This is a genomic window from Parabacteroides chongii, from assembly GCF_029581355.1.
In the GTDB taxonomy this organism is placed as follows: domain Bacteria; phylum Bacteroidota; class Bacteroidia; order Bacteroidales; family Tannerellaceae; genus Parabacteroides; species Parabacteroides chongii.
This window is the reverse complement of record NZ_CP120849.1, coordinates 203,471-227,049: the sequence shown is the minus strand read 5'-3', so window position 1 is coordinate 227,049 and position 23,579 is coordinate 203,471. Positions and strand designations below refer to the sequence as shown.

Below are 23,579 nucleotides of genomic sequence, written 5' to 3'. Positions count from 1 at the left end.
TTTATGATAAGGATGTATTGTATCAATATACTTCTATCAGGTAGTTTCTAGTGAAATTGGGGGTTATCACAGGATTTTCTCCGTCAATTTCGTAAGTTTTCTTTTCATCGGAAGTATATTCGCAAACGGTATATTTACGTTTTTCCAAACCACGTAATTCGATAGGCTCGCCATTCCATTGATCGGCATAAAATGCGTAATACATTTTCCCATCTTTATTAATTACATGGGTTTCCGGCTTATCATATGCAATATCATACAGGTTGATATAGTTTCCTGTAGAGATCATTTTGTCATTATAAATACTTACCCATTTTTTGTACAACTTTTCTTTTTCTGGTGTCAGAACGTAACTTTTATGAACATTGGGGTTATCTTTGGGATAAGTAAATTTTGAACCGATAACACCTCCGATTCCGATCTGGGTACCAAAATCATCTCCATTGTCACTCAATTCGACATGATCGGCATAGTATGCCAGTTTATCAGAAATCGCTCTATAGGTCTTTGCTTTATGCCGTATTTGCCAACTGGATGTAGGATCTGATGATACTGCCTGATTCATAAATGGAATCATAAAGTAGTTGATTGCACAACCACACGGACAAAATTGTACGACTGCATTGGGTTTGTATGCTCGTGCTTTTTCGTAAATGTTTTGGAAATATGTAGGCATTAGCTCAGACGATTGTTCAGGATATTCCAGTTTGCTGGTGCGATTGTAATCCGGTAAACAACAATTCATGTGCTGTCCATCGAGTTTAAGACCGTCAAAGTTCCATGTAACAATAAAACGTTCTAACAGATTGTTTGTATATTTCTCCGTTATAGGATTAATAGGAGATAAATAATAACTATCCCACCATGTGATATATTGTGGAGATCCCCATTGGGTTTTAAGTTTTATTCCCGGGTTTTCTTGTAAGACCTTTGTTCCCGGGTCTGCCGCCAAGGGAGCCCACCATAATTTGGCTTTCATTCCATACTGATGTATTGCATCGGTAATTCGACGCATGTCTTTGTCACCTCCTGGGAAACGAGAATTTGTTTCCCAGTCTCCTTCTGCTATCTGAAATCCGTCATCTACATCAACCCATTTGAATCCTAATTCCTTAACTTTAGGAAGAGTCCCGATTATTTCCTCAATAGTAAATGTGCGTTCATATCCCCATGCGCACCAAACTGCTTCATAAGCTTCAGGTTCGGGCTTGGGAAAGACTATGCCTTGAGTTTCCATATAACGGGAAAAACGATCCAGAGGTTCGTAAAAATCTCCGGTGTGAATGCCGATAAATGAATTGTAAGTCCGTAGGGTATCACCAGCAGCAAGTATTTCACGTCCTTCTTTTGATTCGTAAGTTAACGCAATAGATGCATAATTATCATGGGTGAGCCATTGGACAGGCATTGATATCATTTTCAATGTTTTCTCAGTCAATCCTGTTACGATACCACCATCACGACGCCAGAGATCGATCATTGGTATACCACCTCCGTAATCAGAATCGTTCATTCCTAGGAAATTTTTTTTGTAATATCCGGGTTTTACTTCTAGAATCCAATCCATTCGACGACTGGTGGATGTCGGTTGGAATGACCAAACGGATGTATCGGCTACATCTATATGTAATTCATTCATTTTCCAGCCATTTACAGTAATATCTTTACTCCCTCTGTTTATGTAATAGGTTTCGATCAGGAGTATTTTTTCTAAATTTTCCGGAATAGTTATTTTTTGATGTTTTTCGATACAAAAGCCATCTTTGTTATAAGTTCCTGTTAATGAATAGCCGGACGTATTTCCTTCTTTAAATTCTGATACATTTGTTAATTTAAAGAGTGAGGCTGTAAACTCTGCGGCTATTAAAGCATCTGATTCGATGAATTTATTATGAAAAGATGAGGTCGAATTATTGAGAGATGTTAACCTGGCTCTCATCATCTCATCTATCTCCAGTTGCAAGTCGCCGTTTTTTATTATTACGCCTTTACTACAACCTGTACATAGCACTATTAATAATAAAAGCGATATAATGCTTCGTTGTTCTTTCATGATTTATTCTTTTTAATTTGTTTGCTTTATCTCTGTTTGTTCTCTTAAATACATCACCGGAGGACTAAAAAGCGCTTTATTCTATCGACATAGTAATCATCGCTAAAACAGCTAGCCCCATGCCAATCTGTGTGACGATATCCGGAACCACCGCATATATGATAAGTGACAATACCATGGTAAATAAAGGAGCCAAGCCTTCCATTGGAGAAACTAGAATGGCTTTTCCATATCGATAAGCATAAACTAGTGTTAACGCACCAATGGCATTGAGTAACTGGATTAAAAAACTTTTTATCGCCCATTCCCAACTGAGGTTGATCCCTTCTGCTTGCCAATTGGTCATATAATAAGCGACAGGAATTAGGCATATAGCGGTGAGGGCCATATAGACGAAGATACTTTCGGCCTGCATTTCGGTCTTATTCGCGAATTTCATTGTAAATCCCTGAATACCCCACATGATAAAGATCAATAAGGCAAAAAACAGCCATAGATAACCGGTTATGTGACTATCGGACTTCTCACCCTGCAACGAAAGGAAAAGAATTGCACAGAGTGCTGCTGCAATACCGAATAATTGTATACGGCCCGCTCGTTCTTTTAAGAAAACCATCGAAAGCGTGATCGTCACTACAGGAGCCATGGATATAAAAGGAAAGACAATATAAGCAGGGCCAAAACGGAGTGCCTCGAAAAGAAGTAATTGCCCACCCGCACCGAGGAAACCGATCATACAGCCGAGTAGAATTGACCGGGCATTAAAATCGAATTTCCATTTAGCTATACAAAGGGCACCAATGGCGCATGGGATCATGGCCAAAGCCCAGGCAATATAGGTAAAAGTGGCAGGAAATCCCACTTTTTCAGGAATTTCGCTGAATGCTCCCCAGATACCCCATGTTATCATTGTGATACAGATGAATAACAACCATTTACGATTCTTCATATTATTAAAACTCTTACTGTTGTTTTCGTTTTAATAGTTTAACCGCATTCTCCCAATAGATCTTTTTCAAGACATCGTCGGGCAGATAAAATCCACTCAAAGGCCAGTAATAGCTGTTTCCAGGGCGGATGATGTGTTCATCAGCCGTTTCCAGTATCCGATAGACGGAGCGATACATGTTTACGCTCATTCCGTTGTCGGTACCGAACAGGATCCGGTCGGCATATTTCAGGATAAATATGCGGGTTGCTCGCGGAGTGGCTGCCGATTCCGATACACGGGCCGCTAGATCGACATACAGGTTGGGATATTTATCGAGCAGTGCACTGAGGCGCGACAGATCGTGACTCATATTGAGATAATGGCAGGCAATAAAAGTCGTTTTCGGATTTGCTGCTACGGCACGTTCAAAACTTTGCATCAGTCCTTCGTATCCTAATTCTACCTGAGTCGTATCTACTTTCCACCGTGAAGCGTTCATTAAGCCGTCATTCGTTTTGTCGATTGGTAAGTACATCCAAATCGGATCAGCCATATGAATGCTGATTGGCATACCGAGCTCTCCACATTTTTCGAGCAAAGGTTTCAGCCGCGGATGGTCCAGATGAACGCCCTTCCCTTTTGTCGGAAAGGCATAAAGGTCGCCATCACCTTTGTCACCCATTTCTCCGATTCCGACAGCTCCCATACGATGGTTTCTTTCCAGTGCTTGTATAGCTCTTTTTTCCCAATCCGGTTCATCAAAACCTGTATAATCGAAACTGCACCATAATGCAAAGCGATCTTTGTAATCGCTATATTTTTCGACCAATACCTCGAATGCTTCCCCCTTGCTGTTATTGAGGATACTTGTAACTTGAACTCCCGCAGCATCCATGGATTTTACCCATTCCGCAACTTCTTTTTTATCTTTCGCATAATTGTGCGAATGCGCATCGAATACTGGATACTTGGCCTTTTGAGGAAAGGTTGCAGGAATATTGAATACGGAAACCGGTTTGTAGTCTTTCAACAACAAATGTTCCACATCCTGACCCGATATTTGGTTCAGGGACCCCCCTAATAGGGCACAGATAAATAACTTAATTGAAAGCATTCTCATAATGATTTAATTTTAAAAAGTTTTTCAGCATTACTTCTGTAAATTTTCTTCAGTACATCGTCGGGCAGCCCGAAACCACTCAACGGCCAGTAATGGCTGTTGCCGGGAGTGATGATATGTTCGTCGTTACTTTCCAGTATTCGAAATACTGATCGATACATCTGTGCACGTCGGCCGTTATCCGTACCGAAAAGAATGCGGTCGGCATATCGGATAATGAATTCGCGCGTGGCACGAGGGGTTACTGCCGATTCCGATACACGGGCCGAAATATCGAGGTAGAGATTGGGGTACTGGTCGAGTAGTCGTCCCAAACGTGGCAGATCATGATTCATATTCAGGTAATGACAGGCGATAAAGGTTGTTTTCGGGTTTGCTTTCAATGCATTTTCGAAATGTAACATTAAGCCGTCATATCCCAAGCAATTTGTTTTAGTAGTATCGATCCGCCAATTGGCAGAGTTCATTAATCCGTCGTTGTTTGCATCTATCGGCAGGTACATCCATATCGGTTCGCCCACATGAATATTGACTGGCATACCAAGGCTGGCGCATTTTTCAAGCAATGGCTTCAATCGTGGATGGTCTATATGAATACCTCGCCCTTCTACAGGATAGCCATAAAGGTCGCCCTCTCCTTTATCTCCCATTTCTCCTACGCCGATCACTCCTAGTTTATGGTAGTGTACTAGTGAAGCTATTGCTCTTTTTTCCCAACCCGGCTCATCGAATCCTGTATAATCTAAACTACACCAAAAGCCGAAACGATCCGGATAATCACGATATCGTTCCATAAAAACATCGATCGGTTCACCTATCCAGTTGCAACTCATAATATGAGTAAATGCGATGCCTACCGAATCCATGGTATTGACCCATTCATCTACCTCTTCCTTACTCTTGGCATAATCATGCGAATGGGCATCTATCACCGGATATCGGGCTCTCTTTACTTCTACCTGTGGTATGCGGAATGCAGAAACCGGACGGTAATCTTTCAGTAGCAGGTTCTCCACATTCTGTGCCCTTACTACCCCCTGGTGCACTATAATCAGCAGGTAAAAAATCCAAATAGTTTTATTCATAAAAAATCTGTATTTCATTTCTTGTTAATTATCGAAGGTTTACCATTTCGTATTTCTTTTTCAACATTTCGACTACCGGTGCTACTGCTGCAGGAAATACTTTACGTAAATCTATTTCCTGACTGTCCGGTAAAATTCGCTTGAGTGCTTGCATGAAAAGGTCTTTTATTTCGGTAGCCAGGTTTACTTTGCATATTCCGTGACGAATAGCCTCTCTTACCTGTACAGAAGGGATGCCGGAACTTCCGTGTAAAACAAGTGGAACTTCTGTCGCCTCACGGATTTCGGCTAATCTGTCGATTGCAAGCTGTGGTGTTTCTTTATAAAATCCATGCGCTGAACCAATCGCAATCGCCAGTGCATCAACTTTTGTAAGTGCTGCAAATTTCCGGGCCTCTTCGGGGATAGTGAAGCCACCTTGTCGCGGTTGCCCGAGTTTAGCAATATACCCCAGTTCCGCCTCTACATTTGCACCATACGGCTGGGCCATTGCCACTACAGTCTTGGTAAGGGCTACATTTTCATCGAAATCTTTTTCACTGGCATCGATCATCACAGAATCGAATCCGGCATCAAGACATCTTTTTATAAAGGGAACGGAATTGGCATGGTCCAAATGTAACCATCCTTGCAAACCGAAATCGGCAAGTCCCTGGCGTCCCATCGTAACAGCCATCTCAAGTCCCATGTAGTCGATCGAGCTTTTAGTAAGTTGTAAAATAACAACCGACTGCATTTGGGATGCCGCTTGCAGAATAGCCCACAATGTTTCGTAATTATAGAAATTGGTAGCCAAAACAGCTGATCGGTTTTGCCGGCATGTTTTCAGTGTTTCCTGTATGCTGCTTTTCATGTTTCTTTGTGGAAAATAAAAGTTATAACTGAATGGTTTGACCGAAGATTTCCAAAGCTCTTTTTTCGATCTCATTTTTATCGGTAAAGGCTCCAATGCCACCGGCTGCGGTTGTATTGATCGCTCCGGTCAGATTTCCCAGCTGCTGACATTCTGCCAGAGAATATCCTTTTACATAACTGTAAACAAAGCCTGCATTGAAACTGTCGCCAGCACCGATCGTATCTATCACTTCTGTATTGAGGAAAGAAGATGCTTCTAGGGTTGTTCCCTCTTTTTGGAACAGAATGGAACCTTGACTACCACATTTTACAATACAGGCTTCTCCAATATATGGACGGATCTTTTCGATTGCTTCATGTAAGTTTGAAGTACCAGCCAAACCTTTCAATTCGGTTTCATTTGGCATAAAAAGTGTAACATAAGGCAAAATCTCAGTGTAATCAAGGTCCCATTTTTCCATTGGGTCCCATTGGGTATCGAGTGAAACAGTTATGCCGCGCTCTTTTGCTAGCTTGAGTATGCGAAGCAAATCGCGTTTGAGCCCTGATTGAATAAATATCGATGAGATATGGATATGTTTCGTGATTTCGAAAACCGATGGATCAATATCATTGAATCCCATTGTGTCCATACTACCTTGATAGGTAATATTGGCCCGGTCTTCTGCGTACGCCAAGACAATCGTCGCTCCGGTAGCGTATTGGTCTGTTTCGATTAAATAACGGGTGGAGACAGATCGTTTTTCTAGGCTTGTTTTTACCAGTTCGCCAAAGTTATCTTTCCCGATCATTCCCACAAAAGCTACTTTCATGCCTAGGGAAGCAGCATTGGCTGCAAAAATCGCAGTGGAACTGCCCAGCGTAAGGAGCATATCGTCTGCAAATATTTCTTTGCCAATAACTGGCATGCTTTGGATATGATTTAGAATCAGATCTACATTGAGTTCACCAATCGCTATTATATCAAACTTTTTCATAACAATGAGTTATTTAGGTTTACCAAATTAAAAGCTTGAAAATATTTATCCATATCATGTTCAATACGGCAGGAGAGGGTCGTATGTGGGTCCATGCCAAGACGTGTCAAGTTATCGAAAAGAATTTGACGGGCCATAAAGGCTTCAGGGTGTTGCCAGATATATCGACAACAGGTTTTTATGATCCACGCGCGGCGGTCTGCTTGGAGCTCTTTAAAACTGCAGAGTTTTTCCTCGGGCTGAAGCCATTTTTGCCAACGACCGGATTCTCCAACCAAACGCTCGAGTGTTGAAGTTATATTGGATAATTGAGCGATCTGTCCCTCCTTATCCCGTGCTCTCTCTATTTGTTCCAGCTCTGCCAACCCTTCATATTCACTGATTGTAAATTCGGGTCCGACATTTGCTGCTCCGACCCCGGCTAATGGGTATGCTTCCGGGTTTGAAACTCCATCAGTATAATGCCCCTTTATATAGCTACCCAGTGGTCTTACTTTTTTTGTGAGTTTACGGGCTACGGATGTGTCAAAGGTAGTGGTGTGCAGATCTGTACCGACTTTGCCGACAATAAAACAGGGCCATACATCAGAAAGACCACAAGAGTCCAGACCTGCTTTCAGATTTTCAAGAAAAGTATCGAAAACAGCTTCGTTTGCCAATCCTCCATGTACTTCTTCAGTTCCTACTTCGTACGATATTGCAGGTAAAGATCGGGCACGTCGGAATCGTTCCGTATGCTCAATAAGTTCCACTGTCCGTTCGACAACGACTTTTATATCGATCGTTTCTCCGTCCGGGAGAAAAATATCGACGGTAGGATCTACATGGATCAGATCGTAGCCGGCCAATATAGCATCCTCAAACGATTTTTTAACGCCATTCATCGCTTTTTCCAAACTCCAGTGTTCTTTGGATTGGATATCCTTCAACCATGGACCTCCATGATCGATCGCTATAATATAGGTACCGTCGTAATCGACAGCAGCGGCTTCCTGTGCGAGAAGTTTTACAAATTGCTTTTGGGTTAGACCGGTATAACCTCCGTCACTATCTACTTGATTTAGGGTTGCTGCAAAATAGATTGGAGCATTATTCCGTTTGGCCGAGCGAAAAGAAGCTTTAATAACTGCTGTTGAGTTTGGGCATACGGCGAAAATTGTTCGTTTAACTCCTGTCTGCTGTTCGAGTTCTGAAATCTGGTTTAATAAATGTTCTGTCTTTGTCATATTAGTTTTTATTATAGGTTGTCATACAAGATAACTCCTTCCACGATCCTTGAAATATTTCCGGAAACAGAGGGAGTGTCGGGGTTGAGGCCGATTTCAAGCGATTTGTAGAATCCCATCAGTTGTGCTACGATAACGTACGGAATACAGTCGTATATGGATGGACTATCGCCTTCACTGAAAATCACTTCGAGATCAGATTTTATACCTGTTGTCTTTACCGGTGTTTCCGAAACTATAATCTGTGCCGTCACTTTATTATTTGTGTTGATTTGTTTCACAAGGTCGGTTTCATACCGACGGATATGTTCATCTCCGGAAAATAGATAGACCAGGACCGTTTCTTTGTTAATAATAGCTTTTGGTCCATGACGGAAGCCAAGGAAAGAATCGAATTGGCAAACAATTTTTCCATCGGTTAATTCCTGTAGTTTCAGTCGTGATTCTTCTGCGATTCCTTTCAACTCTCCTGATCCTAAGAAGACTACACGTGAAAATTCACGTTTCATGATTTCCCGGATAATCGGAGCATAAGTGGACAGTACTTTTTGAGCTTTTAGGGTCAGTGACTGGATATAGGGCAATTGGGTATCTATATGTTGTATATTTGCGACTAGCAGGGCTGTGAGGAGCATACTTGAAAAGCTGCTGGTCATCGCTAAGCCCAAATCGTTTGTTTCGGGAGGTAACAACAGGAGCAAAGTATTCTCTTTGTCTGCATTTTTTGCAAGTTCCCCTTCTTTGTTGCATGTAATGTAAATATGTGCCGTATGTTTACAGTGTGTATTTACAATTTTGATCGCTCCTGCACTTTCCGGACTATTTCCTGATCTGGCAAATGAAATCAATAAAACAGGTTGATTTTCATTAATGTAAGCATGGTGGTTAGTGATAAGATCTGTGGTAGAAACTGATCTTGCTCCCCGAAAATTACTTTCCGACAAGACTATCTCTAAGATATTCCCGATATAGGCTGATGTTCCGGCACCAGTATAGATAATCTGGTAGTTCCGGTCGGTATATTGGGAAATAAAAGACTCGATCCCCACACGTTGTTGCAATACTAATTCATATACTTTCAACCACATTTTTGGTTGTTGCATAATTTCTTTGTAAGTAAAAAATTGATTGTCTTTCATCTTTTTATTATTGTTTTCTTTTGGGCAAAAATATTTCATTTCTTTACAGCAGAAGAGGCAAAACATTTGTTTTTTTATTTCGAAAAATTAAACAATCCCTTTTGTTTGTACGATAATGTGTTGCTAATGTGTGTGTTGGTCGTTTTTGTTCGATAAAATAAAAACATTTCGAAATGTTTCGAAATTAATATTGTATTTGTTCTTTTTGCTCGATAAAATTATTATTTTTGCAAATAAGTCTTATTTCTAACAACAAAAATTGTAATAATAATGAAATCAATAGGGTCGGCAAAAGAGCGTAGAGCTACTATTTTACAGGAATTGAATGAGAATCCAGAGATTTCTATCGAAAGTATGTGTAAGAAATTTAAGGTTTCGGAAGTTACCATTCGAAAGGATTTGAATATTCTTCATGAACGAAATCTTTTGTTACGTACTCGAGGCGGTGCGATCCGGTTACCAAATACCAACGGAAAAAATAATGAAACATCCTTAAAATTAAAGGGATTGTATAATTTTAAAGAGAAATTGGCCATTGGAAAATTTGCAGCTTCTTTGATTCGTGATGGCGAGACTATTTTGCTTGATTCAGGAACCACAACTTTCGAAATTGCTAAAAATCTTCATCATTTAAAACATTTGACAGTTATTACGAATGCTCTTGATACTGCAATTGAACTCTTAAAGTATAAAAGATTTAATGTAATCTTGCTCGGAGGTCATTTACGCGAAGTCTCGCATTCTACTGTCGGTCCTTTAGCTGAATCAAACCTGAAAGTTTTTTATTGTGACAAACTCTTTTTGGGAGTGGATAGTTTTAACATTGAATTTGGGTTATCTACACATGATATTGAAGAAGCTAATATTAACCAGACTATGTTTTCTATGTCAAAAGAGGTCATTGCTGTATTAGACTCAAGTAAATTCAATAAACGTAATTTTGTATTTATAGCTCCCGTAAACAAAATCCATACAGTTGTGACTGATAATAATATTCCATCAAATATCAAAACACAAATCAAGTCGATGAATATAGCCTTATATACAGTGGAGCCATTAAGTATTCCGTAGAATTTAGGTTAAGGTACATATGAATAAAATAGCTATGGAATTTGTATTGAAACACAGTTAATTGCGGCTATACTAAAAAATAGTTGAAAAAAAAGTCTCTTATGTTGTACAACATATTTGATTAATACATACATTTGCATCGTTTTAAGACAAGAAGATATTATAGACCGTTTAAATTAAAGACAAAATGAAAAAGTTAGTTGCATTTGCTGCTATCGTTGCAGCCGTTTCTTTCACATCTTGTGGTAACAAATCTGCAGAATCAAATGCTGAAGTTGCTGAAACAGAAACTACAGTAGAAGAAACTCCTGCAGTTGTTGAAGAAGAAACAGTAACAGAAGAAGTTGCTCCTGCTGAAGGTGATTCAACTACTGTTGCTACTGAAACAGAAGCTGCTCCTGCTGAATAATATTCAGTAAACAGTTAGAAGGACAGTCTGTATGCTTACACATACAGACTTTTTTTGTTTATAACGGTATATCAATATGAAAAGAAATCTACTCATTATCCCAGTTGTCGCGTTGTTCAGCCATGCGTTGTCAGCCCAGAATCCGGTCGACATGAATCTGTTGTTACAAAATGTAGAAATACAGGGAAAGCGTTTTTCCGGTTTGAACGGGGGAGAGGTCAAACGTCTGCAGGTTGATAAGAACCTGAGTAGTGTGACGGGGACTGTCTCGGAAGCCTTTCGCCAGATGCCTTCGCTGGTCACTGATATTGAAGGGGGAGTGACTTATCGCGGTTCCAGTAAGGCGGGGATGCTGATCAACGGTATTCCTTACGGATTGCTGGAAGAATATAGCGGAGATGTCCTGATCCAGTTGCCTGCTTTGTTCTTCAACCGTATCTCCATGTCTGCCTTACCTGGTATCTCGCTGGTTCCCGACGGTGATGCCGGTGTACTGAATCTTTCTTCTGCCAACTATACGAAATCCGATTCTCCTTTGACGGTTACATTGGGGGCCGGGTTACAGGAACGGTATAATGTCGGTGCGGTTGTAAATCTGCATCCGGGTAAATTTCATATTGTCGGAAAATATAATTATCGCAAGGAGTACCGTGAACGTTCATTCGATAAGACTACATGGACAGAGGCGGGTACGACCCTAATGAACAACAATGCGAAGGCACGTCCTGATGTTCATCTGGCGGATTTGAGCGTTGGTTACGATCTGACTTCAAATGACCTGCTGACGGTATATGGACTGTATCATTTAATGGATTACAGCCGTTATGGCGGGATCAATAATAAGGTCTTGAATCCGGACGGGACTGTGAAGAATCAGATGACGCGCCACCGTTACAACGACCAGCGTCAGGATGCTTATGCTGTGGAAGCGAGATGGAATCATCGTTTTGCCAATCCGCTGGACCAGTTGAGTGTGACATTCAATTACAATGATTTTAGTTACGACGAGGATAATCAGTATGAGAATGAAAAGCCGGGCACCGGAAATATCCTGAAGAAAGATAATATGTTCGCCAATCAGGACAAACATAATTATTATTTGTCTGCCGCATTCAGTAAATTGTTTACAAACGATTGGTATTTCAAAGCCGGTTATATCGGACGTATAAAAGATGAAAAGTACAGGACTGAGACGAACGATATCAGCCTGGATGACGATATCTGGACTCCGGTAGATAATAAGACATATGATTATTCTTTCAACCGGAATACTCATTTGCTGTATGCTTCTGTAGATAAGCGATGGAATCGTTTTTCAGCCGAGGCTGGTTTACAGGCGGAGATAAATGCACAGGAGTTTAAGACTTATGTCCCGGAAGTGGATAAGTCGGAGACTTCGGATTCGGAAAGAAGTCATACTCGTTTCCATCTCTATCCACGTGTGAAACTGTCTTTGCAAACCAGTAAATCCGGTAGCCTGTCGTTGAGTTATCTGCAACGGGTGATCCGTCCTTACGGAGCGGATCTGAATCCTTTCATTCAGTATGGCGACCCGACGCATTTGACACAGGGAAATCCTGACCTGAAAGATGAGTTCATTCATTCTTTGGAGTTGTCTTATTTATTGGTGGCGGATCGTTTCCGTTTCTCTCCGGCTATTTATTACCGGAATAAGTCAAACCGGATCATGGAAGTGGTGAATGATGAGTCTGTCTGGCAGAAAGAGAATATCGGACACAGCCAGTCATTCGGTTTTGAACTGTCCGGCAACTGGAATCCTATCCGTATACTGAATATCGGCTTTTCCGGAAATGTCTATAAAGATGAGATCGACGGGCGTACGGTCGGCTATGATGAAAAGAAATCGATGGTTTGCACGGATTGGAAGGGGAGTGTAAGCATTGCCATAACACCGACCACCGAGTTTCAGTTGGATGGTTTCTTTATTTCGGACCAGTTGACACCGCAGGGAAAAATAAAGAGCCATAGCAGTGTGAATGCCGGACTCTCACAGTATTTTATGAATCGTAAATTGCGTGCTAACTTAAGTATCAATAATATCTTCGACGGTTTGGAGGAGACAACGATTATCGATACGAGCAAAATGCATATGGAGCAAATCCGTAATCGGGATGCCCGGGTTACGTGGTTAACGCTTACCTATAGTTTATAATCGAAGATGTGTCAAAAGACGATATTTATCGTCTGCGAGATCTGCGTCTGGTAAATATCGTCTTTTGACATACTTTCTTGTCCTCATTTTATATCGTATCCTTTTTCTTTTTGGGTATATAAAGTATCAAACGAATAGACTGATCGTAAGTAAAGTAGCTCCATACCCATTCTATCAGTACCATCAGCTTATTCTTGATCCCCAGGATAGAACGTAAATGAACCAGCATCCACACCATCCAGGCAATAAACCCTTGTAACTTCAGCTTTTTTAGATCGGCGACAGCTTTGTTGCGTCCTACGGTTGCCAGTGTTCCGAGATTTATGTAATGGAAGGCTTTCAATGTCTTCCCCGATTCCAGGCGTTTGAGGTTATCTGCAAGCAGATTTCCCTGCTGGATAGCTACTTGGGCTACTTGCGGATGACCGTTCGGGTATTCTTCTTCTGTCTGGAAACAAACATCGCCGATAGCAAATACGTTTGTCATCCCTGGCATCTGGTTAAATTCATTGACTGTGATCCGGCCACCCCGGTTCAATGCTTCTTTATCGATATGATCAAAATGTGTGGCGGTTACACCACTGACCCAAACGAGGGTTTTGGTTGTGATAGTGGAATTGTCGTCCAGTATGACTTTTCCATCCTGATAGTCTGTTACCCGTTTATTCAGTATGATATTTACGCCCATCTCTTTCAGGAATTTCTCTGCGTTCTCGGATGCTTCGGTAGACATTACTCCGAGTAACCTGGGAGAACCTTCTATCAAATAGATATTCATATCCGACTGTTTCAGGTCCGGATAATCCTTCGGCATAACGAATCTTTTCATTTCAGCCAGTACTCCGGATACCTCTACGCCAGTGGCTCCACCACCAACGATAACCACATTCATCAGTGCTTGTTTTTCTTCCGGATCGGTAGAGATTGTAGCCTTTTCAAAGTTGGAAAGCAGGGTATTCCTTAGTTCGAGAGCTTCCTGGATCGTTTTCATCGGCAATGCTTTTTCTTCAATAGTCTTGTTACCGAAGAAGTTTGTGATGGTACCGGAGGCTATCACCAGATAGTCGTAGCTCAGTTCACCGATCGATGTCTCGATCAGGTTCCGTTCGACGATAACGGCTTTCACTTCTGCCATTCGGAAGTAGAAGTCTTTCTGTTTCTGGAATATCTTTCGGAAAGGAAATATGATTGATCCCGGCTCCAGACCGGATGATGCTACCTGATACAATAAGGGCGGGAACTGATGGAAATTGTTCTTGTCTATCAAGACTACCTGGAAGTTGCTTCCTTTCAGTTTATTGGCCAGCTTTAATCCCCCAAAACCACCACCAATAATAACAACCCGTTTCTTATCTGTTTTTGTAATGTTGAAGCCCATGATGTTATTGTTTATGAATTCTTTTTATTATAAAACAATTCATAAACAGATAAGTTTGAAGGTAAGGCGTCATAATAAAGAGGTTTATGGAAGTTCGGTAGTAGCTCTTACTTTGAGTGTTTCTTATCCTATTGAAATAATTTAAAATATACTATCATACTATCATTATTCGCTCGTATAGCATGTATATCAATGTGTATGGCTATGATAGTTGACGTTTTGAACTATCATTCATCTATCATAGAACTATCATAAACCCTCATTTACCTCTTTTTTGAACGAAAATAGAACTGCTTTATCCGTTAAAAAGGGGCTGTAACCGATAGGTATCGCTCAATTTAATCGTTTCCTGCCTACCTTTTTTTCAGAAAACTATGACTTAACTTCGTGGGAATGCTTACTTTTTGTTGCCGACATGCCCGTATTGATCGGTTTTATACCCGGGTCCCGACGATACTCACACCCGGGTGTCGAGGTCTTCGAGACCCGGGTGGTAAACATCTTTATTCCTTATCTTCTTGAGTTTTAGTAATATACTTAGTGAAAAAAGGCAGTATATTTCCTGTTTTTATCGCAGGTTATGATAGTTCTATGATAGATTAATGATGGTTCAAAATAGTAACTGTCATAGTCTAACATGTTGTATAAGTGATGTTTGTGTCGGTTTATGATGGTATGATAGTTGATATTGAAAATGAGTCTGGTAGAACCATAGATATTATAATCCCATCAATATCTTTTTCAGTACCGTCTGTGCCGAAATTTCACGATTGGCGGCTTCCGGGATCACGATGCTTTGCGGGCTTTCGATCACGTCGTCGGTAACGATCATGTTACGGCGAACCGGCAGACAGTGCATGAAATAAGCATTGTTGGTTAACGCCATCTTTTCCGTATCGACAGTCCAGGCGCGATCTTTGCTTAATACCTGGCCGTAGTTCGGATCGGTATAAGCGGCCCAGTTTTTGGCATAGATAAAGTCTGCACCTTCGAAGGCTTTCTTCTGATCGTATTCCACACGGGCATTACCTACGAATTTAGGATCCAGTTCATAGCCCTCCGGATGAGTAATCACAAATTCATAATCCGTGGCATTCATCCATTCGGCAAAACTGTTGGGAACTGCCTGCGGAAGAGATTTTGGATGCGGGGCCCAGGTCATAACCACCTTTGGACGGGCTGTTTTCTTATATTCCTCGATTGTGATCAGGTCGGCGAAACTTTGTAGCGGATGGCGGGTAGCCGCTTCCATACTGAATACCGGACGACCGGAATACTTGATAAATTCAGAGATGATCTTTTCGTTGTAATCGTCTTCCTTGTTTTCGAAGCGGGCGAAAGAACGTACACCGATGATGTCGCAGTAGCAACCCATGACCGGAATAGCTTCCAGCAGGTGTTCCGGTTTGTCTCCATCCATGATGACGCCGCGTTCGGTTTCCAGTTTCCATGCTCCCTGGTTCACGTCGAGAACCATCGTGTTCATCCCCAGGTTCATCGCAGCCTTCTGGGTAGAGAGGCGCGTACGCAGACTGGAGTTGAAGAATATCATTAACAGCGTCTTGTTCTTGCCAAGTTCTGTGAACTGAAAGCGGTCTTTCTTGATCTCGAAAGCTTCGTTAAGCGCCTGCTTCAGGTCGCCTAAATCCTGTACACAAGTGAAATGTCTCATAATTGTCGCGTTATTGTTTGACCGGACAAAGATAGCGACTCGTGACGGATTTATACCTATTTCGGGAAGAGAATGTAACTGTTATGAATGAACTTTCCCTATTCGCTCTCCCTGTCGGATGGCTCCTGTAGGGCAGACCAAGCTACATAATAAACAACCTACACATTGTGCTTCATCGATAGCCGGACGGCGGGAGGGAGGAAAAACGATCGCCTGGTGTCCTCCGTCCTGGCAGGAAATGTAGCATCGGCCGCAACCAATGCAAAGTTCCCGGTCGATCACGGGACGGCAGATTGTCGTGCGGTCGAGCGATTCGGGTGGTACGATGTTCGATACCGCCAGCCCGATCAGTTGTGACAGGTTGGTATAGCCTTTCCGTTGCATGTAGAGTTGCAATCCTTCACGCAGGTCGTCTATGATACGATAGCCGTATTGCATGACCGAAGTACATATTTGAAGGTTCGTGCAGCCCAGTAACAGAAAATCGAGCGCATCGCGCCATGTTTCGATTCCTCCGATCCCGCTTAAAGGTGCTTGTCCGATAATTGGGTCGGACGCAAGTTCGTGTATAAAGCGGAGGGCGATAGGGCGTATTGCTTTTCCTGAATAACCCGACACACTGCTTTTTCCATTGATAACGGGTAAGGCGGTCATCGCCTCTTCATCGATACGGGTAATACTTTTGATCGTGTTAATCGCGGCAATACCGGTTGCTCCACCTTCGCAGGCGGCCCGGGCTACCGGTACGATATGAGTCAGATTGGGTGTCATTTTGGCGATCACGGGTAAATCTGTTCCCCGACAGGCGGCGGCTGTGAAGCTGCGTACCAGCGACGGGTTTTGCCCCACGTCGCATCCCATCCCTTCGCTGGTCATTTGAGGACAGGAAAAGTTACACTCTATGATATCCGCTCCGGCCAATGTGGAGAAATGAGCCAGGTGAGTCCATTCTTCTTCCGTCCGTCCCATGATGGATGAGATGATCAGTTTGTCGGGATAGTGCTGCTTTAAACGATAGAGTATGTCGAAGTTTGTGCGGATTGGTGCTTCCGACAGTTGTTCCATATTTTTGAAGCCGATAAAAGGGACTCCTCCCTGTTGCACCTGGTCGAAGCGTGGTGAAACTTCTTCCACCGGATAATAGGATATGGTTTTGAAACAGATACCGCTCCAGCCTGCATCGAGCGCACGGGCACACATTTCGTAGTTGTGTGCTATTGGGGAGGAGGCGAGAATAAACGGATTCTCACAGCGGATACCGCAGAAGTCGAGAGACAGATCGGGCAGAGAGTGTTTTCCGGTAGGAAGAGAGTCGGTCGCTTTTTGTTCGGATGAACTCTCTCCCTGTTTATACAGGTAACTGAATATATCGTGTATCTTCACCGCTTGCCCGTTACGTCCGCGCAGGCAGGCTTTTTCGCAGGCACGGGCCGTGCAAGTCAGGCAGCCCTCCATCTGCCGGGCATGACGGGTGGCACCGGCTTCATTCTCCAGACGAAGGGAGCGGAGCATGCGTGCCGGTTGCATTTTGCTTTTGCAGGCAGCAGAGCAAACCGGAGCATGACACATCCAGCAACGGTTGGCTTCTTCCCGGATCATATTCTTCGTGATACAGTCTTTCATACTATTAGTCTTTCTGTTAATTACTGATTCGTCTCCCTATTTTCTTGAAGCTCAGGCATCGACTTCATCACCCATGTGCTGGTGAAATCCCAGCCTTTGAAGTTACTTTGCGTACCCAGGCCGGCATTGGAGTTTTTCGTGCAGTCCGAGTTATCCAGCTTGTCGGTGGTGGCACTTTCCTTTGAGTAATGGCATTTAACGAAGGTCACTTCCGAACCTACCATCGTGAAATAGCGTCCGGCAATACCCCAGCCGGTACGCTGTGTCCCGCCGCTGTAGCAGTATTCGATACGACTGTATGCATTGTTATCGATACATCCGACGATGCCGGCACAACTTGTGGATCCGTCGTGTCCGATTTCTCCCTTGTTATACGAATTTTTAACCGTGGCATGGCTCCAGCCAAAGAAGCGTCCGACAATCCCACCCACTTTATCCGGCGCATCTATCCGCCCGGTGTTGAAACATTCGTTGACGAGTCCGTTGGGATAATAAGATTCCGTACCGTATATACAACCGGAAATACCGCCTGCACTACGGGTTCCGGTGATGGTTGCCTTGTTGGAACAGCGGTAAATCTGTCCTTGGATGAGGCTGCCGACGATACCACCCACCTCGTCTTTTCCGGTTATATTCGCGGTATTATGACAGTTGGCAACCTGGATATTCGAGTCTTTGTCGCTGCGGTGGCCTCCGATGATACCGCCTGTCTGGTCGCCGCCGGTTACTAATGCGTGATTGTTACAGCCGCTTATCTGCAGGTCGTCCGGCTGCTTGTCTACGTAACCGACAATACCGCCTGTCAGGTGTGCTTGTTGGGTATTGGTCACGGTCGTATAGTTATTGCATCTGGTGATGGACGTATGGGTGATGCTGCCGGCTATGCCACCTACTTCTCCAGTTTCGTTACAGAGTATGCGGTTTTCCGAACGGGTTGTACAGTTCTCGATTTTGCCCCCTTTCTGATAACCGACGATGCCGCCTGTCTTTTCGCCTCCCTGTACGGAACCGGTGAAGGTACATTGACTGAATTCGCCATTGTCGAGCAAACCAATCAGACCACCCGTATATTTAGTCGTCGCAGCCGCTTCTCCTACGATATACCCTAGTTTTACGTCGCTCACCGAGGCCTTGACAGCATATCCGGTCAGTCCGCCTATCGCCTCGTTGCCGGATACGGTACCGGCAATGGTGGGCTGGTCAATTAGTTGGGCCGTCAGGTCAGCTGCATACCCGATGTATCCGCCACTGTATTTCTTACCGGCTGTCACGTTTGCCTGGCTACGTCCGCCTGACAACTTGATCTTGCTAGCCTGTCCGATGAAGCCGCCGGCATAGCTGTCGGTAGCCGTTACGTTCCCTTGGTTCACACAGCTGCTGTTGAAGCTGACGCTTTCGGTAGCCTGCCCGATCAATCCACCGGCACACATGCCCAATGCCTGAATATTACCGCCTTCATTCCTGCAGTTTTCAATGGTTACTTCAGATGCACAGAGACCGATCAGACCGCCTACCTGGTCGAAGCCATACGTGTTGGAAGTGAGACTGCAGTTGATTAGCTTGACACCTTGTCCGGCACGTACGTAGCCGATCAGCCCTCCCGTATGCGATCCGCCGTCTATATATTTCTGCGATGGGTCGGGTTGGGTACCTGCTTTGTTTTTACCCGACTGGCAATTATCGAGAAGGACAGCCCCTGTGGTGGAGATGGCTCCCACGATACCTCCGAAATCCCTTCGGTCGTTTCCTTGTGTATCGATGACCGAGCGGTTACTTGAATTCTTCAATGTGAGTGGCAGGGTACATCCGCCGATGATACCGCCAACGCTTCTTTCTCCGGTTATATTCATCAGTCCCATCGCCAGATTTTCCAACGTCAGTGAATAGGAAGCATCGGAGGAACTGATGAAGCCGATCACACCTCCTATATTCTCATTCCCAATAACTTTGGAATTGCTTCGGATATCTTTTATATGTATCGTTGCTCCCTGGGATACTTGTACGGCTCCGATCATACCGCCGATACAGTCGGTGTAAGGGTTGTTCTGCATGTTCGACATCACATCGCAATCGTCACTCTCACAGTTAGTCACAGTGCCGCTTTCCATCCGTCCGATCAGTCCGCCGACATTCTTAATGCCACTGATCCTGCCATTTGTGACGGAGCAGTTTGTAACAGAAGCATTGCCTCGCATTACAGCGACCAGGGCAGCTATATTCTCATGTGCTTTCTCTATAGTGACCGCATCTATCCGTAGACTGTCGATTGTTGCGTTGCCGTCGATTACACTGAACATTCCGATATTGTCTGTCGTGCCGGAAGCGATGAACTTGAGTTTGTTGATCGTGTAACCTTTCCCGTTGTAATGCCCTTTGAAAGAAGATGAGAACCCGATCGGTTTGATCCCTCCGTTCTTCTCATTATATGTTTTGTTTATGCCTTCGTCACATTTGATGTCACATATCTGGATAAACCAGGTGTCTTCCCATTTCGTATCATCACAGAAACCGGAGATTGTCGCTATGTCTTTCAGCGAACTGATCTTATAGGGCCACTCTTTGGTTCCTTTACCGAACAGTTCCAGATCTTCGTCCCATACATCTTCACAAGTGATGGTTCCGCTGGCATCCAGTGTGATAGTGAACCCCAGATCATAGCTTTCCGTCTGTTCCGGATTGGTGACGTACTTGACGGTATAGGTGATGCATTTGTCGCCTTCTGAAAAATCCAGGTGAAGGTAGGTACCGTCTTTTTTTTCACCGGCCGATCCGGGAATCAGATACTCGTTGTCATCCTCGTCAGCCAGGCAGAACAGCCAGTCGCCCGGAGGTGTCGCACTGGTTGCCGAGAAGAGTGGGATGGAGGCGGATACATTGCGGGTCAGCACGATCTCGTTTTTTCGTTCGGTTGGCCGGGGATATCCGTATCGTCGTCGTCCTTGCTGCATCCGCTTAATAGCAGGCATCCTGAAAGGAGGGTAAAGGTGAGAAGTTTCTCTATATTGCTATTGATTACTTTCATATTTGATAGACTGTTTATGGGTTGAACATTTGTTATTTTCTCCGTTTATTCGAACTGCGATCTGTTTAAGAGGGGCAGTCGGACGCTGGTGTTCCAGGTCCAACGATTATTGAAGTCAAGCATATTGTATGTGTTTTGAGTGTTCAATTCTTTGTCGTTGCCGGAGATGTCGAGGTTGTTCTTTACCGTGTCATGGAAGATACATTCTTTATAGAAAGGGATACTCTGTGTTTGTAGATTGACGGAATGTTCTACGGCAGGGAGGTGTCCTCCTTTGCCGAAGAGGCTTCCGGCCTGTTTCCCTTTGATCGTACCCAAGTTTGCTGCATCGAGGATACGGGCGTAGTCGTGCAACTCGCCGGCGATACCTCCTGAGTAGTAACTGTCTCCTCCCTGCACTTCACCGTAATTGTATGACTGGAGGATGCCGACGCGGTTGTAGCTATAGTCCGTCAAGTTCATCACTAGGTTGTAGATGGCTACTATAGCGGTCATTACTATGCTTACCGGGTTGGGTACCTTGCAGAATCCGATGATATCACCGATGAAAGCGATCGTTTCACCGACATGTCCTGCCACTTCGCGCATTTCTTCACGGCTGTGCATCTTGTCTTCCACATCATTACGCCATTCGTTCAGATTATCCTGGTATGGGCTTTTTTCGCCGCTGATGCGTGTGAGGAAGTCTTTTTGTTGCCTCTGTTGTTGTTCCATGGTATTGAAGAGATTCAACGTTTCGCTTCGTCCCAACTGCATGGTCTGTATCCTGCTGTAGTGGTGGTTTTCGAGTGCTTGACTTGATTTATATTCCAACTGCTTTAATGCTTCCGGTGAGAGGTCGGCTTCTTTCATGACGCCATTGGCGATCGTCCAACTCAGGTCGTTGACCGAGACAAAAGTGTTGAGTACTTTGCTGGCATTGCCTATCCGCAAACTTTGGGCTTCCATCTTGGCTGTTTTTTTCTTTTTACCGGTTTCGCCGGGTATTTCAGAGGCCGACATGCCTATGGAAGCCACGCTTAAGGCTGTACCCAGTACCATGTCTGCAATCATCTTGTCTGTCATATTCTTCGGTTTACCGGCGCGACCGATAATACCACCAGCCGAACCTTCCTTCGCCTTGATGGTCCCGAAGTTACCGCAATAAGAAACGATACCCAGCAGGTCGCATCCGCCCAGGATACCGCCAACCGTACCTTTTCCGTTGGGGTTGCTGACAGTCCCGAAGTTGTTGGAACCGGTAATCACGTAGTCTTGAGCTGAACCCAGTACACCTCCCGTAAAACCATCTTTGTCCGATCCGGAGCATGTAACATCGCCATCGTTACTCGAACCGATGATGATTGCCATCGGACCCAGTCCTGCCAGTCCGCCGACATTCTTTTGAGACGCCTGTACGGTTGCAAAGTTGTAACTGCCTGAAATCAATATCTGGGCGGCTCCCGCCAGACCTCCAACTTCGCTGTTCCCTGTTATCGTTCCATAATTACCGGACGCATAGATATGCGTGTCGCCATATACCTTTTGCGATGAGTTACGAGCGGTCGAGCCGATAATGCCTCCTACCTCGCGATCGCCTTCTACAATACCTCGGTTTTCACTGAAACTCGTTATGACATTCAGACCGCCGCCGACCAGTCCGCCGGTGCCGATAGAGCTGTATCCGCCGGTTATCTTTCCTGAGTTTTTACAGTCATTGATCAGAAGTGTGTCAGCCGATCCGACCAGTCCGCCAACGATTCCTGAAGTTCCACTGATGGCTGCCGTATTGGAACAACCGTCGAGTGTAACGGAAGAGGCAAAGAATGCGGCTCCGACCAGCCCGCCTACTCCCTGGTGAGCCGCTGATACCGGCATATTGTTCGTGCACTCGCTCATTACCAAACGCGCATTTTGGTTGACACCGCCTACTAGTCCGCCTACCAGGTAAGGTGCCTGTATCTTACAATCTTTCGATACGCTACAGTTTCTCAGTCCGGAGGTCAGGCGCATATCGCCTGTCGACACTACGGCACCGACCAGCATACCTGCTACGGCAAAATCGCTTTCGATCGTCGAGCTTTCCAACTTCACATTACAGATACTGCTGTTGATGATGATGCCGAACAATCCGGCCGGCTGGGGCACGATGTCGCCCGTACGTTTGACCGTCATATTCTTAATCTTGTAACCCTGCCCGTCATAATGCCCGGCAAAAGGTCGGGTGATATGGTTACCGATCGAGTTCCAGCCGTTGTTGAGGTTGGCACAAGGCACCTTCAACGAGAGGTTGGCTGTTTGTATATAGTATTTATCACCATACTTCTTATTATTTTCCTCTGTGGAGTTGATCATAGTCATCAGGTTCTCCAAATGCACATAAGAAGATATACGGTAAGGATCATCTTTTGTCCCTGAACCAAAACATTCCAGGTTTTCATCTACCGTCTCTTCCTTGAGGATGCAGGATTCATTGGTTATACTAACCTGGCATCCCAGGGGAACATCAAATCCAATTTCCGTTTCATTAGCCGGCAAGTCGCTTTTTACCAATACGGCTCGGTTGAAGTAATAATCGCCGGTACGTACAGGCGACTCGGGGATAAAGACCACTTCCCCTTCTTCGGAATAGACTATAGCAGCTACTACCAGTTCTGATTTATCTTCCTGGTTGGTGAAGTAACATTCATAGGCTCCCGGTGCCATCTTCCTGTGGAAATCTACGAATCGCAGCTCTCCGTCATAGTAAGACCCACTGGTAAGTTGTTCATCTTCTGCTTCATTTTTGTCTTGACATGCAGTTCCCATATATAGGAGAAAGCATAGGAACAGCCATAGCCATCCCGGTTGTGTCCGATTCTTCATT

Annotated in this window: 16 protein-coding genes; 3 read left to right on the top strand and 13 right to left on the bottom strand. The window is 44.1% G+C overall.

Going from position 1 to position 23,579, the window contains the following annotated elements:
• Positions 1-22 precede the first annotated feature (22 nt).
• From P3L47_RS01050 to P3L47_RS01015, 8 genes are all read right to left on the bottom strand, one after another.
• Complete coding sequence (locus P3L47_RS01050) at positions 23-2,053, bottom strand: glycoside hydrolase family 36 protein (protein WP_277782436.1); 2,031 nt, start codon at positions 2,051-2,053, stop codon at positions 23-25.
• A 76-nt stretch (positions 2,054-2,129) separates the two neighbouring features.
• On the bottom strand, positions 2,130-3,002 hold the full coding sequence (locus tag P3L47_RS01045) for a DMT family transporter (protein WP_122362397.1): 873 nt from the start codon (positions 3,000-3,002) through the stop codon (positions 2,130-2,132).
• Between the two features lie 13 nt (positions 3,003-3,015).
• Complete coding sequence (locus P3L47_RS01040) at positions 3,016-4,104, bottom strand: amidohydrolase family protein (RefSeq protein ID WP_233577169.1); 1,089 nt, start codon at positions 4,102-4,104, stop codon at positions 3,016-3,018.
• Positions 4,101-5,189, bottom strand: coding sequence for an amidohydrolase family protein (locus tag P3L47_RS01035; protein WP_277782435.1), 1,089 nt, complete (start codon positions 5,187-5,189; stop codon positions 4,101-4,103). The genes P3L47_RS01040 and P3L47_RS01035 overlap by 4 nt, the downstream gene beginning before the upstream one ends.
• 28 nt (positions 5,190-5,217) lie before the next feature.
• Positions 5,218-6,042 carry a class II fructose-bisphosphate aldolase gene (locus tag P3L47_RS01030; RefSeq protein ID WP_122362394.1) on the bottom strand — a complete coding sequence of 275 codons (825 nt, stop codon included), beginning with the start codon at positions 6,040-6,042 and terminating at the stop codon, positions 5,218-5,220.
• A 22-nt stretch (positions 6,043-6,064) separates the two neighbouring features.
• On the bottom strand, positions 6,065-7,021 hold the full coding sequence (locus tag P3L47_RS01025; protein ID WP_122362393.1) for a carbohydrate kinase family protein: 957 nt from the start codon (positions 7,019-7,021) through the stop codon (positions 6,065-6,067).
• Positions 7,018-8,247: a class II D-tagatose-bisphosphate aldolase non-catalytic subunit gene (locus tag P3L47_RS01020; protein WP_277782434.1), complete on the bottom strand. Its 1,230-nt coding sequence runs from the start codon at positions 8,245-8,247 to the stop codon at positions 7,018-7,020. The genes P3L47_RS01025 and P3L47_RS01020 overlap by 4 nt, the downstream gene beginning before the upstream one ends.
• 11 nt (positions 8,248-8,258) lie before the next feature.
• Positions 8,259-9,425, bottom strand: a complete 1,167-nt coding sequence (locus P3L47_RS01015) for an SIS domain-containing protein (protein ID WP_277782433.1) — start codon at positions 9,423-9,425, stop codon at positions 8,259-8,261.
• A gap of 231 nt (positions 9,426-9,656) precedes the next feature.
• Between P3L47_RS01015 and P3L47_RS01010 the strand changes: the two genes are divergently transcribed.
• From P3L47_RS01010 to P3L47_RS01000, 3 genes are all read left to right on the top strand, one after another.
• Positions 9,657-10,457, top strand: coding sequence for a DeoR/GlpR family DNA-binding transcription regulator (locus tag P3L47_RS01010; protein ID WP_122362390.1), 801 nt, complete (start codon positions 9,657-9,659; stop codon positions 10,455-10,457).
• Positions 10,458-10,644: 187 nt separating this feature from the next.
• The gene (locus P3L47_RS01005) at positions 10,645-10,866 is read left to right on the top strand and encodes a hypothetical protein (protein WP_277782432.1); all 222 of its coding nucleotides are present in this window, start codon (positions 10,645-10,647) and stop codon (positions 10,864-10,866) included.
• A gap of 76 nt (positions 10,867-10,942) precedes the next feature.
• Positions 10,943-13,039 carry an outer membrane beta-barrel family protein gene (locus P3L47_RS01000; RefSeq protein WP_277782431.1) on the top strand — a complete coding sequence of 699 codons (2,097 nt, stop codon included), beginning with the start codon at positions 10,943-10,945 and terminating at the stop codon, positions 13,037-13,039.
• 88 nt (positions 13,040-13,127) lie between these two features.
• Here the strand turns inward: P3L47_RS01000 and P3L47_RS00995 are convergent, their stop codons facing one another.
• The 5 genes from P3L47_RS00995 to P3L47_RS00975 all read right to left on the bottom strand — a co-directional run bounded on the left by P3L47_RS00995 (position 13,128) and on the right by P3L47_RS00975 (position 23,578).
• Positions 13,128-14,417: an NAD(P)/FAD-dependent oxidoreductase gene (locus tag P3L47_RS00995; RefSeq protein ID WP_277782430.1), complete on the bottom strand. Its 1,290-nt coding sequence runs from the start codon at positions 14,415-14,417 to the stop codon at positions 13,128-13,130.
• 718 nt (positions 14,418-15,135) lie between these two features.
• Positions 15,136-16,089, bottom strand: a complete 954-nt coding sequence (locus P3L47_RS00990) for an N-acetylornithine carbamoyltransferase (protein ID WP_075558714.1) — start codon at positions 16,087-16,089, stop codon at positions 15,136-15,138.
• A gap of 81 nt (positions 16,090-16,170) precedes the next feature.
• Positions 16,171-17,712 carry an NAD-dependent dihydropyrimidine dehydrogenase subunit PreA gene (gene preA, locus P3L47_RS00985; RefSeq protein ID WP_277782429.1) on the bottom strand — a complete coding sequence of 514 codons (1,542 nt, stop codon included), beginning with the start codon at positions 17,710-17,712 and terminating at the stop codon, positions 16,171-16,173.
• 20 nt (positions 17,713-17,732) lie between these two features.
• A complete protein-coding gene (locus P3L47_RS00980) occupies positions 17,733-20,678 on the bottom strand; it encodes a hypothetical protein (protein WP_277782428.1) in 2,946 nt (981 codons plus the stop codon).
• A 101-nt stretch (positions 20,679-20,779) separates the two neighbouring features.
• A complete protein-coding gene (locus P3L47_RS00975) occupies positions 20,780-23,578 on the bottom strand; it encodes a hypothetical protein (protein ID WP_277782427.1) in 2,799 nt (932 codons plus the stop codon).
• Between the last annotated feature and the right edge of the window lies 1 nt (position 23,579).